Annotated in this window: 16 protein-coding genes; 9 read left to right on the plus strand and 7 right to left on the minus strand. The window is 40.6% G+C overall.

Annotated features, from left to right (window positions below):
• Nucleotides 1-189 precede the first annotated feature (189 nt).
• Together RMB06_RS03645 and RMB06_RS03650 are read left to right on the plus strand one after the other, a co-directional pair.
• Nucleotides 190-738: an Rrf2 family transcriptional regulator gene (locus RMB06_RS03645; RefSeq protein ID WP_033847134.1), complete on the plus strand. Its 549-nt coding sequence runs from the start codon at nucleotides 190-192 to the stop codon at nucleotides 736-738.
• Between the two features lie 158 nt (nucleotides 739-896).
• Nucleotides 897-2,102, plus strand: coding sequence for an FAD-dependent oxidoreductase (locus tag RMB06_RS03650; protein WP_311078391.1), 1,206 nt, complete (start codon nucleotides 897-899; stop codon nucleotides 2,100-2,102).
• Nucleotides 2,103-2,195: 93 nt separating this feature from the next.
• Here RMB06_RS03650 and RMB06_RS03655 read toward each other — a convergent pair whose 3' ends face one another.
• The 5 genes from RMB06_RS03655 to abaQ form a co-directional block, all read right to left on the minus strand.
• A complete protein-coding gene (locus tag RMB06_RS03655; RefSeq protein WP_311078393.1) occupies nucleotides 2,196-2,888 on the minus strand; it encodes a type 1 glutamine amidotransferase domain-containing protein in 693 nt (230 codons plus the stop codon).
• Nucleotides 2,889-3,067: 179 nt separating this feature from the next.
• Nucleotides 3,068-3,898, minus strand: coding sequence for an alpha/beta hydrolase (locus RMB06_RS03660; RefSeq protein ID WP_311078395.1), 831 nt, complete (start codon nucleotides 3,896-3,898; stop codon nucleotides 3,068-3,070).
• Between the two features lie 276 nt (nucleotides 3,899-4,174).
• Nucleotides 4,175-5,749 (minus strand): aldehyde dehydrogenase (NADP(+)), encoded by a 1,575-nt coding sequence (locus RMB06_RS03665; protein ID WP_311078397.1) that lies wholly within the window; start codon nucleotides 5,747-5,749, stop codon nucleotides 4,175-4,177.
• 10 nt (nucleotides 5,750-5,759) lie between these two features.
• Entirely contained in the window at nucleotides 5,760-6,758 is a 999-nt protein-coding gene (gene araD1 / locus RMB06_RS03670; RefSeq protein WP_311078399.1) for an AraD1 family protein, read from the minus strand.
• Nucleotides 6,759-6,768: 10 nt separating this feature from the next.
• On the minus strand, nucleotides 6,769-8,073 hold the full coding sequence (abaQ, locus tag RMB06_RS03675; protein WP_311078400.1) for a multidrug efflux MFS transporter AbaQ: 1,305 nt from the start codon (nucleotides 8,071-8,073) through the stop codon (nucleotides 6,769-6,771).
• 169 nt (nucleotides 8,074-8,242) lie between these two features.
• Between abaQ and RMB06_RS03680 the strand changes: the two genes are divergently transcribed.
• Both RMB06_RS03680 and RMB06_RS03685 read left to right on the plus strand, forming a co-directional pair.
• Entirely contained in the window at nucleotides 8,243-9,976 is a 1,734-nt protein-coding gene (locus RMB06_RS03680; RefSeq protein ID WP_311078401.1) for an IlvD/Edd family dehydratase, read from the plus strand.
• 83 nt (nucleotides 9,977-10,059) lie between these two features.
• Entirely contained in the window at nucleotides 10,060-10,776 is a 717-nt protein-coding gene (locus RMB06_RS03685) for a FadR/GntR family transcriptional regulator (protein WP_005069141.1), read from the plus strand.
• A 67-nt stretch (nucleotides 10,777-10,843) separates the two neighbouring features.
• Here the strand turns inward: RMB06_RS03685 and RMB06_RS03690 are convergent, their stop codons facing one another.
• The gene (locus RMB06_RS03690; RefSeq protein ID WP_311078404.1) at nucleotides 10,844-11,638 is read right to left on the minus strand and encodes a TorF family putative porin; all 795 of its coding nucleotides are present in this window, start codon (nucleotides 11,636-11,638) and stop codon (nucleotides 10,844-10,846) included.
• Nucleotides 11,639-11,718: 80 nt separating this feature from the next.
• Nucleotides 11,719-12,633, minus strand: coding sequence for a LysR family transcriptional regulator (locus RMB06_RS03695; protein ID WP_017386078.1), 915 nt, complete (start codon nucleotides 12,631-12,633; stop codon nucleotides 11,719-11,721).
• 100 nt (nucleotides 12,634-12,733) lie between these two features.
• Here RMB06_RS03695 and RMB06_RS03700 point away from each other — a divergent pair, with 100 nt between their 5' ends.
• From RMB06_RS03700 to RMB06_RS03720, 5 genes are all read left to right on the plus strand, one after another.
• Complete coding sequence (locus RMB06_RS03700; RefSeq protein ID WP_025466487.1) at nucleotides 12,734-13,840, plus strand: muconate/chloromuconate family cycloisomerase; 1,107 nt, start codon at nucleotides 12,734-12,736, stop codon at nucleotides 13,838-13,840.
• 23 nt (nucleotides 13,841-13,863) lie between these two features.
• A complete protein-coding gene (gene catC, locus RMB06_RS03705; protein WP_000897236.1) occupies nucleotides 13,864-14,154 on the plus strand; it encodes a muconolactone Delta-isomerase in 291 nt (96 codons plus the stop codon).
• A 159-nt stretch (nucleotides 14,155-14,313) separates the two neighbouring features.
• Nucleotides 14,314-15,234, plus strand: a complete 921-nt coding sequence (catA, locus tag RMB06_RS03710; protein WP_002113693.1) for a catechol 1,2-dioxygenase — start codon at nucleotides 14,314-14,316, stop codon at nucleotides 15,232-15,234.
• Between the two features lie 134 nt (nucleotides 15,235-15,368).
• Nucleotides 15,369-16,040, plus strand: a complete 672-nt coding sequence (locus RMB06_RS03715; RefSeq protein WP_311078405.1) for a 3-oxoacid CoA-transferase subunit A — start codon at nucleotides 15,369-15,371, stop codon at nucleotides 16,038-16,040.
• An 18-nt stretch (nucleotides 16,041-16,058) separates the two neighbouring features.
• A partial coding sequence (locus RMB06_RS03720) for a CoA-transferase (protein ID WP_311078407.1) occupies nucleotides 16,059-16,318 on the plus strand: 260 nt, incomplete at its 3' end.

Below are 16,318 nucleotides of genomic sequence, written 5' to 3' on the forward strand. Positions count from 1 at the left end.
AAATATTTTTTATAAATTATTAAAATCTGTTTATTTAATAAAATTTAAATTATTCAATCAGATACATTCATAGTTAACACTTTTAAATAACCCTCTTTAAACTAGGACTAACTTTGTCCTAGTTTTATTGTTGACTTAAAACACAGACTACATTAGTCTGTGTTTGTAGTTGATCAATTATGAAATTAAATGGCTTATATCACTAGTAGCGTCGAGTATGCGATTCACTGTCTTCTTTTTCTTGTGAACAATGAAGATAAACCTTTAAGTAGTAAGGATCTTGCCGAATTACAAGGAGTCTCTCCGAGTTTTATGGCCAAGATTTTTCCTAAACTTGAAAAGGCAGGTCTCGTTATTGCTCAAGAAGGTGTTCGTGGTGGATATTTACTGGCTCGATCTGCTCACGAAATCAGTTTTTTAGATATCGTGAATGCAATTGAGGGTGAAAAACCGCTTTTTGAGTGCCAAGAAGTTCGTGGAAAATGTGCAGTCTTTAACAATGCCCCACCAGATTGGGCAACCAGTGGTGTGTGTGCAGTACATGCAGTCATGCTACAGGCCGAAAAAGCCATGAGAGACGCTTTAGGTGCTCATACACTTGGTGATATTGCTGACCGTTTTGGTCGTTATGCGCCCGACGTATTTTTTAGTGATGTAAATGGCTGGATCAATGAACGCATCGAAGGAAGAACAGCAAAAATGCGGAAAAACAAAATCTCACGGGATACCCTCGACTAATGAACTGAAAGGGTCTCAAACCCTAGAGCAATAACACCCCCTAATCGTTTTAAACGCCTTCTCAGATTTTTCGGACAATCAGAGAAAGGATTCTCTCACCTTAAATTTTGTGATGAGCTGGAACGTGTTGTCCGAAAATCTATCAAAAGGATAATCAAATGAGTAAGCGTATTATTATTGCTGGTTCTGGCTTTGCTGGTTTATGGGCTGCACTTGCTGCACAAAGAGCAATTCATTTAGCTTCGCAAGAACAAAACATTGAAGTGGTGATGGTTTCCCCTAGCCCGAATGTTGGGATCCGTCCTCGTCTTTATGAAGCTGTGCTTGAAAACATGAACCCTGATATTTCAGAGTTATTAAGTGTGGTTGGGGTTAAATTTCTGGCAGGTTGGGTAGATAAAATTAATACCGATCAACAAACAATTGAAGTTTCAACCACCGATAGCAGCAAACAAACTTTAAGCTATGACCGTTTTATTCTGGCAACCGGTAGTACGACTTTTATGCCACCTATACCAGGCCTTACCGAATATGGATTTAGTGTAAGCACCCTAGAAGATGCAGAAAAATTAGATCAACATCTTAAAAATTTAGCCAACAAACCTGCAAATGCAGCGCGTAATACAGTGGTTGTTGCTGGTGGTGGTCTTACTGGCCTAGAAACTGTGACCGAAATGCCTGAACGTCTGCGTAGCATTTTAGGTGAAACTGATGCCCGTGTAGTTTTAGTGGATTCCTCAACAGAAATTGGCGCGGCGATGGGTGACCAAGCTGCGGCTGTCATTCGAGAAGCCCTTAACGAGCTAGGTGTTGAGGGTAAAGCTGGGCTACGAGTTACGGCGTTAGATGCTACTGGCGTGACACTTTCTAATGGCGAAAAAATTGAAGCAGAAACAGTGATCTGGACTGCAGGCATGCGAGCTAACTCACTCACTTCTCAAATTGCTGGAGAAAAAGATAATTTAGCCCGTTTGATTGGGGATGCTTATTTACATGCACCTGAAGCAAAAAACATTTTTGTGACTGGCGACACTGTAAAAGTTCCAACCGATGATTTAGGCAATTTTAATGTGATGTCGTGTCAGCATGCTATGAGCTTAGGCCGTGTGGCGGGTTACAATGCTGCGGCAGAATTGGTTGATTTACCCCTTCATCCATACAGCCAACCGAAGTATGTGACGTGTGTTGACTTAGGTCCTTGGGGTGCACTTTATACCGAAGGTTGGGATCGACAAGTTCAATTTGTGCGTGAAGAAGCGAAAAAAATTAAACAGGAAATTAATACTGTCTGGATTTATCCACCAGTTGCTGACCGTGAAGCAGTTTTTGCAATAGCAAACCCTGATTTTGTAATTGTTCCTTAAGGTTAATTTTTTACACCAATTCATTTATTTAAAACCCTAAAAGCAAGCCCATCGCTGGTTCTACTTTTAGGGTTTTATATTTGAATCATTAAATTACGACTTTTCTAGCTCTTCTATTATCGCTAAAGCTGTCTTTTTAGCTGAAAACGGATTTTGACCCGTAATTAACTTACCATCTTGAACGACGTATGGTGCAAAAGGAATAAAAGCTTTTTCATAACGAGCACCATATTCTTTTGCTAACTCTTCGGCATTGTATGGCACTTTTTTTGCTACTCCTGCCAAAACCTCTTCACTCCATGCAAAGCCTGTTAACTTTTTGCCTGTTATAAGTCGGTCACCATTTGAAAGTCTGACATTGAGCAAGCCACAATAGCCATGACAAACACTCGAAACAATGCCGCCCTTTTCATAAATGTTTTTGGTGATTTCTTGAAGTTCAGGATTATCTAAAAAATCCCACATCACCCCATGGCCACCTGTGTAATAGATCACGTCATAGTCTTGCCAATTAATATCGGAAGGCTTAAAGGTATTTGCCAGCAGCGTAATAAAAGCCTGATCTTTTTCTCGGTCTTTAACAGATTTATCTGCCACTAAAGGCACAAGCGATTTTGGTTCAATTGGAGTTTTTCCGCCATTTGGACTCACAATATCTTGCACATAACCTTGTTTTTCAAATTCGTCATAAGCATGAGTGAGCTCGCCTAACCACAGCCCTGTTGGTTCATCGACATCCTTATAGCGTGAAACATTGGTCACGACATGTAATATGCGTTTAGACATTTCATCACCTCATTTTTCATACTTATAATTCTATCGTTCATCTATCAAAACATAGAAAGCTGTTACTGAAAGTGTGCGCTTGGTAAAGTTATGAACCTTATTTCAATTTTGATTACAATTTATTTTTATTATAAAAAAAGGCATTCAAAATGCCTTTTTTAAAGTTTAAAGACTTTTAATTATTCGCGTATAAATGCCAATAAGTCTGCATTAATCACTTCATGGTTCACGGTTAACATCCCGTGAGAAAAGCCTGGATAGATTTTGAGTTGGCTATTTTGAAGCAATTCTGCCGATTTCACCCCAGAAGTTTTATAAGGCACGATTTGGTCGTCGTCACCATGTAATACCAAAACAGGAATAGTGATTTTCTTTAAATCTTCTGTAAAGTCGGTTTGTGAAAAAGCGACGATACCGTCGTAATGCGCTTTTGCACTACCCGTCATGCCCTGACGCCACCAGTTCGAAATGATACCTTCCAATGGCTTCGCATCTGGTCGGTTAAATCCATAGAACGGGCCAGATGGCAAGTCACGGAAAAATTGCGCACGGTTTGTGAGAACTTGATTTTGCAGGTCATCAAAAACTTCTTTTGGTAAACCTTCAGGATTATTTTCAGTTTTAACCATAAGTGGTGGAACCGCACTAACAAGGACAGCTTTTGTAACGTTTTCTTGACCATGACGTGCGATATAGCGAACTACCTCACCACCACCTGTTGAATGGCCAATATGAATTGCATTTTTAATGTTCAGATGTTTAACTACTTCTGCCACATCATCTGCATAATGGTCCATATCGTGACCATCCCACACCTGACTTGAACGCCCATGTCCACGTCTATCATATGCGACAACACGATAACCTTGCCCTAAAAAGAAAAGTAATTGTGTATCCCAATCATCTGAACTTAAAGGCCAACCATGATGAAAAAATAAAACTTGGGCATCGCGTGGTCCCCAATCTTTATAGAAAATTTCTACGCCATCTTTTGTGGTTACATATCCCATCTTTGTTCTCCTGATGAAAAACTGTTTATAGATTCGTTATAAAGGTTTGAATATTTATACTCAGTTAAAATGAGCTTTGATGTTCTAATAACAATATTGCACATAAATTAACATGCTCTGATATGAGCAACAGTAATTACTCAGTCAATTAATGTAAAAGTAATTTTTTCAAAAGATATAACAACTGATTAACTATATTGCTAAATGAATTAGGTTTATCGACTATTATTCATTACAAGAATAAAAAGAGACCATTTTGTGGTCTCTTTTTAATTTTTAGATGGCTTCTTTGGTCATCTCACCATTCACCAACCTTAAAATTTGCAATGGATTGCTGTCTTTTAAAGCCTCTGGCAATAAGCTTTGCGGATAGTTCTGGTAACACACAGGTCTTAAGTAACGGTCAATGGCCAAGGTTCCGACTGAGGTGCCTCGTGCATCTGAGGTTGCTGGATATGGCCCGCCGTGTACCATGGCATCACATACTTCTACACCTGTTGGGTAACCGTTTAAAAGTAATCGACCGGCTTTTTCTTCTAGCACAGGAACTACATCTGCAAACTCGGTTAAATCTGCTTCATCGGCAATTAAAGTTGCAGTCAGCTGACCATTCATGCTTTGTAGCGCCTGAATGAGTTGGGCTTTATCTGCCACTTCAATGATGACCGTAGTTGGCCCAAAGATTTCTTCTTGCAGAAGTTGGTCGCCTGCCAGTAATAATTCAACATCCGCTTTAAACAGTTGCGGCTGCGCCTGATTGCCTTTTTGAGTATTGCCTGCCAAATGTTCAATACCTTGATGCTCAGTTAAATGCTCAAGACCAGCGGTATAACTTTTTAAGGTGCCGGCATTCAGCATAGTCTGTGCAGGTTTGCCACCCATAATTTCGGTTAGGTTGTTAATGAGCTGGCTAAATTCAGCTGATTTAATACCTAAAATTAAACCCGGATTGGTACAGAACTGACCACAGCCTAAAACAACTGAGTCGGCTAAGTCCTGTGCAATTTTTTCTCCACGGTTTTTTAAGGCTTCTGGCAACAACAACATCGGGTTAATACTGCTCATTTCAGCAAATACGGGAATTGGCTGTGGACGGGCTGCGGCCATGTCACATAAAGCGCGACCACCACGAAGTGAACCGGTAAAACCCACAGCCTGAATTAAAGGATGTTTCACTAAAGGTTCACCCACGCCATTACCGTAGATCATGTTAAATACACCTTTTGGCATACTTGATTTTTCTACGGCACGCTCAATTGCCTGCGCTACAAAATCTGCTGTCGCCATATGTCCACTGTGGGCTTTCATCACCACCGAACAACCTGCCGCTAGTGCCGAAGCAGTATCACCACCCGCAGTTGAGAATGCTAGAGGAAAGTTACTTGCCCCAAAGACTGCCACAGGGCCAACACCGATTTTAATCTGTCGCAAGTCTGGTCGAGGTAAAGGCTGACGCTCAGGTAAAGCGGTATCAATACGGGCGCCTAAAAAATCACCACGGCGTAGTACTTTGGCAAACAGGCGCATTTGTCCACTAGTACGGGCACGTTCACCTTGCAAACGTGCCAGCGGTAAAGCGGTTTCCTGTGAGACAATTTCAAGAAAATCTGTACCTAATGCATCGAGTTCATCGGCAATATTTTCTAAAAAGGTAGCGCGCTGTTCAGGTGATGTATGGCGGTAAGTTTTAAACGCTTGACTTGCTGCTTCACAAGCTTGATTCACCTCTTGCTCGGTTGCATGGTGAAACTCATAAGGTAGAGCCTCACCAGTCGTAGCATGAATGCTTTTTAATAAGGTTGTACCTTGTGCGCTGCGTGAACCGCCAATAAAGTTGTGTCCAATGACCATTTTAAATTCCTTAAAGTGTTATAACTGAACCAATCGATAGCTCTGGTTGGGTATGGGCTAGTTTGTTTTTAAGAGGGAGACCGAACTCTTTCATCTCTATTTCAAACTCATCGTTGACTTGCGCTTGAATACCGTCGGCAAAAGACAAAGTGGCTGTACCGAAATAGTGAATATGAACATCCCCTGCTTTTAAGAATTGTTGATACTTAAAGTGGTGATATTCCAGATTTGCCAAGCTATGACACATATTGTCTTCACCCGACAAAAATTCTTTTTCCCAAATGATTTTTCCATCACGGCGTAAGCGGCTGGTTCCCACTAAATGTTTCGGTAATTCGCCTGTTCGTAAAGCTGGACCAAAACTACAAAAACGTAATTTTGAATGCGCCAGATATAAATAATTACGACGCTCCATCACATGGTCAGAATATTCATTGCCCAGCGCAAACCCGATTCGGTAAGGCTTTAAGTCTTCGCCAATAACATAGAGGCCTGCAATTTCAGGTTCTTCGCCGCCGTCTTCAGCAAATGGTGGTAAAGGTAATTCAGCTCCTGGCCTTACCACGATTGAACCGTCACCTTTATAAAACCATTCCGGTTGTGCACCGATCTGACCTTGTGCTGGACGCCCCTTTTGTAGCCCCCATTGAAATATTCGCATAGTGTCGGTCACCGAGCTGTCATCACTTAAATTTTGTTGATGCATTTTGTCGCGTGCAGATGCAGAACCTAAATGGGTTAAACCTGTACCAGAAACTAAACAGTGCGTTGGGTCTGGATGATCTAAAGGCGGCAATACCTTTAAGTCTGCTAATAAAGATGAATAATCATAAGTTTCGGACTCAAACCCTAATGTCTCAACTTGTTGTTCCAGTGAAACTTTATTGCGGATTGCTAAAAGTGCTAAATCACGAACCGATTGAATATTTTTAATCGGATATGCCATATTGCCTTCTACTTTGGCAACGGCACGTTGATTTGCACGATTTTCAAATTGAATAATTTGCATGTTTTATTCCTTACAAAGGCTTTTGAATATTCACTGTTTGTGTTTTTTGACGTTCGAGCTTGGCATAGACGATATAAGTCAAAATCAAGCCAAAAAGCATGACGATAGATAAGAAATACAAACCAGCAGCCATATTTCCTGTGTATTCTTTTAAAAGTCCGATGCCAAATGGCCCGACATAGCCACCTAAATTTCCAACAGAGTTAATTAAGGCGATACCAGCCGCTGCACTTGCACCCGTTAAGAAACGACCCGGTAATGTCCAAAACACGGCAGTCGATGAAAATAGACAGAACGCAACTACAGCCAAAGCTGCCAACTGCATGACTGGAGAATTTAGCCAAGCACTTAAAAACATTGCACAAGCACCTAGTGCATACAGAAAACTTAGGTGTCCGTAACGATCTTTCAGGCGGTCAGTACTACGTGGAATAATTAATAATCCAATAATTCCAAAAACGTAGGGAATGCTAGATAAGAACCCAATTTGAATATCAGTACCGCCTCCAAATTGCTTAATAATGGTAGGAAGCCAGAGATTTAAACCGTAAATACTTAAAGTCACTGGTAAGTAATACAATGCTAATAAAAGTACGCGTTTGTCTTTTAAAGCATGTAATGGATTAGCATGTCGAGTTTGGTCATATTCGGCTTCATCTTTAACAAGTTCATTTTTAAGCCACTTCTTTTGTTCAATGCTCAACCATTTCACTTTCTCAATGTTATCGGGTAACCACAGGAATGTCGGTAGAGCTAACAAAACTGCGGGTAAGCCGACTGCAATGAATAACCATTGCCAACCGTGTAAGTTTGCAATGCCATCCATGCCAAGTAATAGACCAGCTAAAGGCCCTGCAATCATCATGGCAATCGGTTGTGAAAGCACAAACATTCCCATGATTTTTCCGCGATGCCGCACCGGATACCACTGTGTAATTAAATATAAAACACCAGGGAAAAAACCTGCCTCTGCTACACCGAGTAAAAACCGTAATAGATAAAAACTTTTAGGGCCTTGAATAAGCGCCATGGCCATGGTGATGAGGCCCCATGTTAATAAAATGCGGGTAAACCATTTACGAGCACCAAATTTGTCTAAAAGCAAATTACTTGGAACTTCAAAAAGAAAATATCCAATAAAAAATAAGCCAGCTCCTAGACCATAGGCAGCATCACCAATTCCTACATCTGCACCCATATGCAGATGGGCAAACCCAACAGCGGCCCGATCAATGTATGCCACCAGATATAGTATGACTAATGCAGGTATCAGCTTAAACGTGACCGTCCGTATTACATCCTTTTCGAAATCCATGTTCGACTCCATTTCCTATTATTTACTTATAGAGCATCTTGCTCGTAAATTATCCTTTTAATTTAAAATATAGTAATACTATTTAAATTTCAAACCTTTTAAAAATAAAATTTATGGTGTATTTTTAAATTAATTAATTCTAATAGTAATACTATATAGGGAAATTTGTATGAATAACAAACAAGTTCTTCGTTCGGCTGCCTGGTTTGGTACAACGGATAAAAATGGCTTTATGTATCGCAGCTGGATGAAGAACCAAGGAATTCCAGATCATGAGTTTCAAGGCAAGCCCATCATTGGAATTTGTAATACGTGGTCTGAACTCACCCCATGCAATGCGCATTTTCGAAAAATTGCCGAACACGTAAAAAAAGGAATTTTAGAAGCGGGCGGCTACCCTGTTGAATTTCCAGTGTTTTCAAATGGTGAGTCGAATTTACGCCCTACCGCTATGTTTACCCGCAACTTAGCCAGTATGGATGTCGAAGAAGCTATTCGTGGTAACCCTATTGACGGCGTAGTGTTACTGACAGGCTGTGACAAAACCACCCCTGCATTATTAATGGGCGCTGCAAGCTGTGATATTCCTGCCATTGTAGTGACTGGTGGTCCTATGCTGAATGGTAAGCACAAAGGCAAAAACATTGGTGCAGGTACCATCGTTTGGCAAATGCATGAAGAGTTAAAAGCAGGAAAAATTGATTTAAATGAATTTTTATCTGCTGAGTCTGGTATGTCGCGCTCGGCTGGTACATGTAACACCATGGGCACAGCTTCTACAATGGCCTGTATGGCTGAAGCCCTAGGCACTTCTTTACCACACAATGCAGCCATTCCAGCGGTAGATTCGCGCCGTTATGTGCTGGCTCATCTGTCTGGTATGCGTATTGTTGACATGGTTCATGAAGATTTACGCCTTTCTAAAATCTTAACCAAAGAAGCTTTCGAAAATGCCATTAAAGTCAATGCAGCTATTGGTGGTTCAACCAATGCAGTCATTCATTTAAAGGCAATTGCCGGACGTATTGGGGTTGATTTACAACTGGATGACTGGAACCGTGTTGGCCGTGGCATGCCAACCATTGTTGACTTACAGCCTTCGGGTCATTTTTTAATGGAAGAGTTTTATTATAGCGGCGGTTTGCCAGCCGTGATTCGTCGTATGGGTGAAGCCAATCTTTTGCCACATCCACAGGCTTTAACCGTAAATGGTCAAGGCATTTGGGAAAATTGCCAGCAGTCACCTATTTATAACGATAAAGTGATTCGGAAAATAGATAATCCAATTCGACAAGATGGCGGTATGTGTATTTTGCGCGGTAATTTAGCGCCTAAAGGTGCGGTACTTAAACCATCTGCTGCCACACCTGAACTGATGAAACACCGTGGTCGTGCAGTCGTATTTGAAAACTTTGATGATTATAAAACCCGTATTAATGACCCAGACCTTGATGTCGATGAAACTTGTATTCTAGTCATGAAAAATGCCGGCCCTAAAGGCTATCCGGGCATGGCCGAGGTTGGAAATATGGGCCTACCACCAAAAATTTTAGCCAAAGGCATTACCGATATGGTTCGTATTTCCGACGCACGTATGAGCGGAACAGCGTATGGCACGGTGGTTTTACATGTTGCCCCTGAAGCCATGGCTGGCGGACCTTTAGCTGTAGTTCAAAATGGTGACTTTATTGAACTCGATGCCTATGCAGGTAAACTCCACCTAGAAGTAAGTGATGAAGAACTTAAGCAACGTCTTGAGAATTTAGCACCTCCAGCTCCGCCAAGTTTTATTGGTGGCTACCGCAAACTCTATGTAGAACATGTTTTACAAGCTGATGAAGGGTGTGATTTTGATTTCTTGGTCGGTTGCCGTGGCTCAGAAGTTCCACGTCATTCTCATTAATATTTATTCTTGAAAAAGATGATCTTGTTAAAACACAAGGTCATCTATACCATAGGATATTCAACATGTCGTAATAGTGAAATATGAGTAAAGCTGACTATAAAAATCCTATTCCAAGCAAAAGCCAACATGCATTAATTGTTCAACAATTGGGATTAAAAATTGTTTCTGGAGAAATTTCAGAAAATGAAAAACTCCCAAGTGAAGTTGATTTATGTGAGGAATATAAAGTCAGCCGCCCTGTCTTTCGCGAAGCAATACGCGTTTTAAATGCTAAAGGCTTAACTTACTCTAGACCAAAAATCGGAACGGTGGTGAGGCCTAAAGAAGAATGGCATTTACTTGACCCGGATGTACTGTTTTGGTTGATTCAAACCACTCCTGAACACGAATTTTTTAAAACCCTTTCTACTGTACGACGCGTTTTGGAACCAGAGTTAGCCTATATTGCGGCAAGTACAGCAAACGAAGAAGATATTGAACGTATTAAGCATGCCTATGAAGGAATGGAAAAAGCAACAACAGTTGAAGAATTTATAGAGCCAGATATTCAATTTCATTTGGCAATTGCCAAAGCAACCCATAATGACTTGCTGGCTTATATGTCGAAAATGCTGGTTTTACCTTTGCAGCAATCTATTCAAGTCACCAGTCTGCGCCCAAATTTACAAGGCCATTCACTACCTAGACATAAAGCAATTTTGACAGCAATTGAAAATAAAGATCCGCTTTCTGCTCGCCATGCTTCACTTGTTCAGCTTGACGACACCAAAATGGCTTACGATTTAATTAAAAAATAATTTTTATATATTTTCTATTTAAAGCCTGATGCTCAAAATAAAGTCATCAGGCTTTTTTATTTATAAATTAGAATACTTTTTTAACTGAGACAGTAAATGTCGAATCAATCGGGTTTGAAATTGGTGCATCGGGTTCACCATTACTATACTTCTTATAGAACCCATCTTTATCCCAAGCTTTGGTATACGCTAAACCAGTAGTCCAGCCATCCCCTAAATCTTTAATCAATTCGACTTTCATATCTTGAAAGTTAGCTTCCGAGAAATTTTTAATTCTTTCATAGCCATAGTGAGCACCAAAAGTCCAAGACTCATTGATAGGCTGAGTAAAAGTTAAATCTAGATAAGTTGTTCCTCGTGAACGTTTACCTTCTGTACCACCCATCGTATCTGAGTTATAGCCTGCATAATCTGGGGTATAGGTAATAAAATATTTAAGAGTCAAAGGCCCATAACCAATTTGAGGCACAATTTCGCCATAGTTATAACTGGTACTCCCCGTTTCAGGTGTACTTTTAGCTCCCGGATAGTAGTAATAAAAAACCGTCATTCCAGCCGAAAACTTATCAAAAGTTTTTATATAACCTGTGTAAAAATCCCACTCAACTGAAGCATTTCGAAGATAGTTAGAACTTACATTTGAAGCCCAAGTCCCTACAAATAATCCATTCGGATTTGCATAATCTAGACCAATTTGTAAAGCAGGCTTGCCCCAAGTTTGTTGAAAACCACGTGATATATATTGACTTGCGAAGGTTACATTAGCACTGTATGGAGAAATTTGTTCTTGTTCATTTATTTGCTCAGCATGTACAAAACCACTAGACATAATAAGAGAAGCTATCCCTAAAATTTTTCTCATCTAATAATCCTTTTAAATATTACCTATAAGTTTAAAGTTTTAAAATAACATGATAATTCAATTTAAAACGTATTAAAAAGTTATAAATTTAAATTTCTGGATACTTCTTCTTCGCTATAGATCTCTTCAATACAATCTAAGATTTTAGGAATATATGAACTTTGGTCCATATTGCGCATCGATAGAGAAATAGGACTATAGGCTTCTAAGTCTAAGATATTTAAATAAGTTAGATTCTTCATTCCAATATCACAGGCACTTTCTGGAATAATACAAATACCCTCTCCAGATGCCACCAAGCCAAGTGCCATATGAATTTCGCGGACTTCAGTCAGTTTGGCAGGAACAAGACCTAATTTGGTAAATAAAGCTTGAATAGTGGTCGAAAAATTTGGTTTAGGTGTCGTTGGATAAGAGAAAATTGTCTCATTGATAATTTGAGATAAATAAATTCCTGATTCTTGAAACTCACTTAAAGGATGTTTTTTATGAATCGCGAGTTTTAATTTTTCTTTTCGAAGTAGAAGTCGCTTAATGGCAGGATCGCTAATAGGTAGCCGTCCGAAACCTAAATCAATTTTTCCTAACTTTAAGGCTTCGACCTGATCTCGTGTACCACATTCAATAAGCTCGACATGAATGTCAGGATTTTTTTGTCTAAATAGATAAATGACCTGTGGTAATCGCCCATAAAGAAGCGAACTCACATAGCCAACTTTAACAACATTCTCGACCAGCTTCATTTTTTTTGCCATAGACGCTGCTTGAGCCGTATGCGTTAAAATCTGAACAGCATGTTGGTAAAAAAACAGCCCTGCTTCTGTCACTTTTAATGGACGTGAGCCTTTCACAAACAGATCAATGCCTAACTCTTCCTCAAGTTTCTTGATTTGACGCGTGAGTGGTGGCTGAGCAATAAAAAGCTTCTCAGCGGCTTTAGTCAGACTTTGTTCTTCAACAACGGTAACAAAATAACGTAGATGTCTTAATTCCATTAATATACCTTTTTAGTATCTTAAAATACCGTTCTATATCTATTTTAGGCTATTACATTCTTCTATGGTATGTAAACAAGTTTGAAATAGTTGAAACTTCATGTATAGAACCATAGAAACCATACTTGTGGATATTCCAACTATCCGTCCTCACCAGTTGTCTGTAACTACCATGCGTACTCAGACTTTGGTGCTCGTTAAAATTACGACCACGGATGGTATTGTAGGTTGGGGTGAAGCGACCACCATTGGTGGACTGAACTATGGTGAAGAAAGTCCTGAAAGTGTCAAAGCCAATATTGATACTTACTTTGCACCATTACTCGCATCAGTTAAAGATTTAAATGTGGCTCAAACACTAAAACTGATTCGTAAGAATATTAATGGTAACCGTTTTGCGAAATGTGCCATTCAGACCGCTCTACTTGATATTCAGGCAAAACGTTTAGGCGTGCCATTAAGTGAAATTTTAGGTGGCCGTCTGCGTAATAGTTTACCTGTACTTTGGACGCTCGCGTCTGGTGACACAGAAAAAGATATTGCTGAAGCTCGGAAAATGATTGAGTTAAAACGTCATAACACGTTCAAACTCAAAATTGGTTCACGCCCTTTGCAACACGATGTTGATCATGTGATTGCAATTAAAAAAGCACTCGGTGCAGATATTAGTGTACGCGTTGACGTAAATCGTGCATGGTCAGAGCTGGAATGTATTCAAGGTATTCAACAGCTACAAGATGGCGGGATTGATTTAATTGAACAGCCTTGTGCTATTCAAAATACTGAAGCACTTGCTCGCCTCACCCAACGTTTTGATGTCGCAATCATGGCGGATGAAGCTTTAACTGGTCCTGACAGCGCATATCGTATTGCAAAAAGTCATGGTGCAGATGTATTTGCAGTGAAGATTGAACAATCTGGTGGTCTGATCGAAGCGTGTGAAGTTGCCAAGGTTGCAGGTTTGGCTGGAATTGATCTTTATGGCGGCACTATGCTTGAAGGCCCTGTAGGTAGCATGGCTTCTGCTCATGCGTTTGCAACCTTTGAAACATTAGCGTTTGGTACTGAATTATTTGGTCCGTTATTGCTTACCGAAGAAATTCTGAAAGAACCGCTACGTTACGAAAACTTTGAATTGCACTTGCCAACGGCTCCAGGCTTAGGCATTGAAATTGATGAAGATAAAGTCGAGAAGTTACGTCGTTAAGGCAACAGGATAAGGAGTTTCCAATGTTATTTCATGTACGTATGGATGTGCATATTCCACTTGATATGCCAGCCGACAAAGCAAATGAAATTAAGGCTGTTGAAAAAGCCTATTCGCAAGACTTACAGCGTCAAGGTAAATGGCGTCACATCTGGCGTATTACAGGCCAGTACTCAAACATCAGTATTTTTGATGTCGAGAGTAATGAAGAATTGCACAATATTTTACAGGGTTTACCTCTCTATCCCTACATGAACATCGAAGTGATGGCACTTAATCGCCACCCTTCTTCTGTTCGTGATGATGATTCGTAAATAAAAGAATTTTTTAAATGTGATCTCTGAAGTCCATTTAAAAACCAAGCAGATTATTCAGAAGGTAACAAGGAACGTGGCGGCAATTATTCGCTAGCAAGACAAAATGCCCGCAGCGCTGCCACCCAAAACCGTATTGCATACTTAAGGAGTTTTAGTATGAACCGTCAACAAATTGATGCGCTTGTAAAACAAATGAATGTCGACACTGCAAAAGGCGAAGTTGATGCACGTGTTCAACAAATTGTAGTGCGCCTTCTCGGGGATTTATTTCAAGCCATTGAAGATTTAGACATCCAACCTTCAGAAGTATGGAAAGGTTTGGAATATTTCACAGATGCTGGTCAAGCAAACGAACTTGGTCTTTTGGCAGCTGGCTTAGGTTTAGAGCATTATCTTGATTTACGTGCAGATGAAGCTGATGCCAAAGCTGGTGTTACGGGTGGCACACCACGTACCATCGAAGGCCCACTTTATGTAGCTGGCGCGCCTGAATCTGTTGGTTTTGCACGTATGGATGATGGTACAGAATCTGGCAAAATCGATACCTTAATTATTGAAGGTACTGTAACTGATACTGATGGCAATATCATTGAAAATGCCAAAGTTGAAGTATGGCATGCCAACAGTTTGGGTAACTATTCATTCTTTGATAAGTCTCAATCTGACTTCAACTTACGTCGTACCATCTTGACTGATGCTGATGGTAAGTATGTTGCATTAACAACTATGCCTGTAGGTTATGGTTGCCCGCCAGAAGGTACAACTCAGGCCCTTCTTAACAAATTAGGCCGTCATGGTAACCGTCCATCTCACGTTCATTACTTCGTTTCTGCACCAGGTTACCGCAAGCTGACTACTCAATTCAACATTGAGGGTGATGAGTACTTATGGGATGACTTTGCTTTCGCAACCCGTGACGGCTTAGTTGCAACAGCAGTTGATGTAACTGACCCAGCTGAAATTCAACGCCGTGGTTTAGATCACGCTTTCAAACACATCACATTTAACATCGAACTTGTTAAAGATGCCGCTGCTGCTCCTTCAACTGAAGTTGAACGTCGTCGCGCTAGTGCTTAATTGAAAGTATATGTGAGTTAAAAGTTCGCTTTTGACTCACAAAATTTATTCCATTTATTACTACCATTAAGAATTTAAATAAATTTTTAGCGGTAGTAATACATCACGTTACCTCATGCTCTAAGGTTTCTCACATGATTGACAAAAGTAAGTCCTCACTAAGCGAGGTTCTATCGCAGATTAAAGATGGTGCAACCATTCTGATTGGTGGTTTTGGTACCGCAGGACAACCCGCTGAACTCATTGATGGTCTTATTGAACTCGGTGTTAAAGGCCTAACCATCGTCAGTAACAATGCCGGTAATGGCGATTATGGTTTGGCGAAACTGCTTAAAGCCGGTTCGGTTAAAAAAGTCATCTGTTCTTTCCCGCGTCAGTCAGACTCTTATGTGTTTGATGAACTTTACCGTGCCGGAAAGGTCGAGCTTGAAGTGGTCCCGCAAGGTAATCTGGCGTGTCGTATTCAGGCAGCGGGTATGGGCTTAGGCGCTGTGTTTACCCCAACAGGCTTCGGAACACTTTTAGCTGAAGGCAAAGAAACCCGTGAGATTGATGGGAAAGATTATGTGCTTGAGTATCCGATCAAGGCTGACTTCGCCTTAATTAAAGCTTACAAGGGCGATCGCTGGGGCAATCTCGTTTACCGTAAATCTGCACGCAACTTTGGCCCGATTATGGCCATGGCTGCGGATGTCACCATTGTTCAGGTTTCTGAAGTGGTTGAGCTAGGTGGCCTAGATCCAGAGCACATCATTACCCCAGGTATTTTTGTACAGCACGTTGTACATGTACAGCCCGCGCAGTAAGCAATAAGGAGAAATAACATGAGCTACCAGAAACTCAGCCGTGACCAGATTGCAAAACGTGTGGCACAAGATATTCCAGATGGTGCCTATGTAAACCTAGGCATTGGCTTACCAACCAAGATTGCAAGCTACCTACCTAACGATAAAGATATTTTCCTTCATTCTGAAAATGGCCTTTTGGCTTTTGGCCCACCGCCAGCTGCAGGTGAAGAAGATCCTGAACTGATTAATGCGGGTAAAGAGTTTGTGACCATGCTTGAAGGTGGTAGCTTTTTCCA

The sequence above is a fragment of the Acinetobacter sp. V104_13 genome (assembly GCF_031798995.1).
Lineage (GTDB): Bacteria > Pseudomonadota > Gammaproteobacteria > Pseudomonadales > Moraxellaceae > Acinetobacter > Acinetobacter pittii.

Bases quoted from the DNA above. Each gene is read 5' to 3' on its own strand.
- RMB06_RS03660 (WP_311078395.1), bottom strand. From the start codon at position 3,898: ATGGGATATGTAACCACAAAAGATGGCGTAGAAATTTTCTATAAAGAT.
- RMB06_RS03685 (WP_005069141.1), top strand. From the start codon at position 10,060: ATGAGTAAAGCTGACTATAAAAATCCTATTCCAAGCAAAAGCCAACAT.
- RMB06_RS03700 (WP_025466487.1), top strand. From the start codon at position 12,734: ATGTATAGAACCATAGAAACCATACTTGTGGATATTCCAACTATCCGT.
- catC (WP_000897236.1), top strand. From the start codon at position 13,864: ATGTTATTTCATGTACGTATGGATGTGCATATTCCACTTGATATGCCA.
- araD1 (WP_311078399.1), bottom strand. From the start codon at position 6,758: ATGCAAATTATTCAATTTGAAAATCGTGCAAATCAACGTGCCGTTGCC.
- catA (WP_002113693.1), top strand. From the start codon at position 14,314: ATGAACCGTCAACAAATTGATGCGCTTGTAAAACAAATGAATGTCGAC.
- RMB06_RS03665 (WP_311078397.1), bottom strand. From the start codon at position 5,749: ATGGTCATTGGACACAACTTTATTGGCGGTTCACGCAGCGCACAAGGT.
- RMB06_RS03645 (WP_033847134.1), top strand. From the start codon at position 190: ATGGCTTATATCACTAGTAGCGTCGAGTATGCGATTCACTGTCTTCTT.
- RMB06_RS03695 (WP_017386078.1), bottom strand. From the start codon at position 12,633: ATGGAATTAAGACATCTACGTTATTTTGTTACCGTTGTTGAAGAACAA.
- RMB06_RS03655 (WP_311078393.1), bottom strand. From the start codon at position 2,888: ATGTCTAAACGCATATTACATGTCGTGACCAATGTTTCACGCTATAAG.
- RMB06_RS03715 (WP_311078405.1), top strand. From the start codon at position 15,369: ATGATTGACAAAAGTAAGTCCTCACTAAGCGAGGTTCTATCGCAGATT.
- RMB06_RS03650 (WP_311078391.1), top strand. From the start codon at position 897: ATGAGTAAGCGTATTATTATTGCTGGTTCTGGCTTTGCTGGTTTATGG.
- RMB06_RS03690 (WP_311078404.1), bottom strand. From the start codon at position 11,638: ATGAGAAAAATTTTAGGGATAGCTTCTCTTATTATGTCTAGTGGTTTT.
- abaQ (WP_311078400.1), bottom strand. From the start codon at position 8,073: ATGGATTTCGAAAAGGATGTAATACGGACGGTCACGTTTAAGCTGATA.
- RMB06_RS03680 (WP_311078401.1), top strand. From the start codon at position 8,243: ATGAATAACAAACAAGTTCTTCGTTCGGCTGCCTGGTTTGGTACAACG.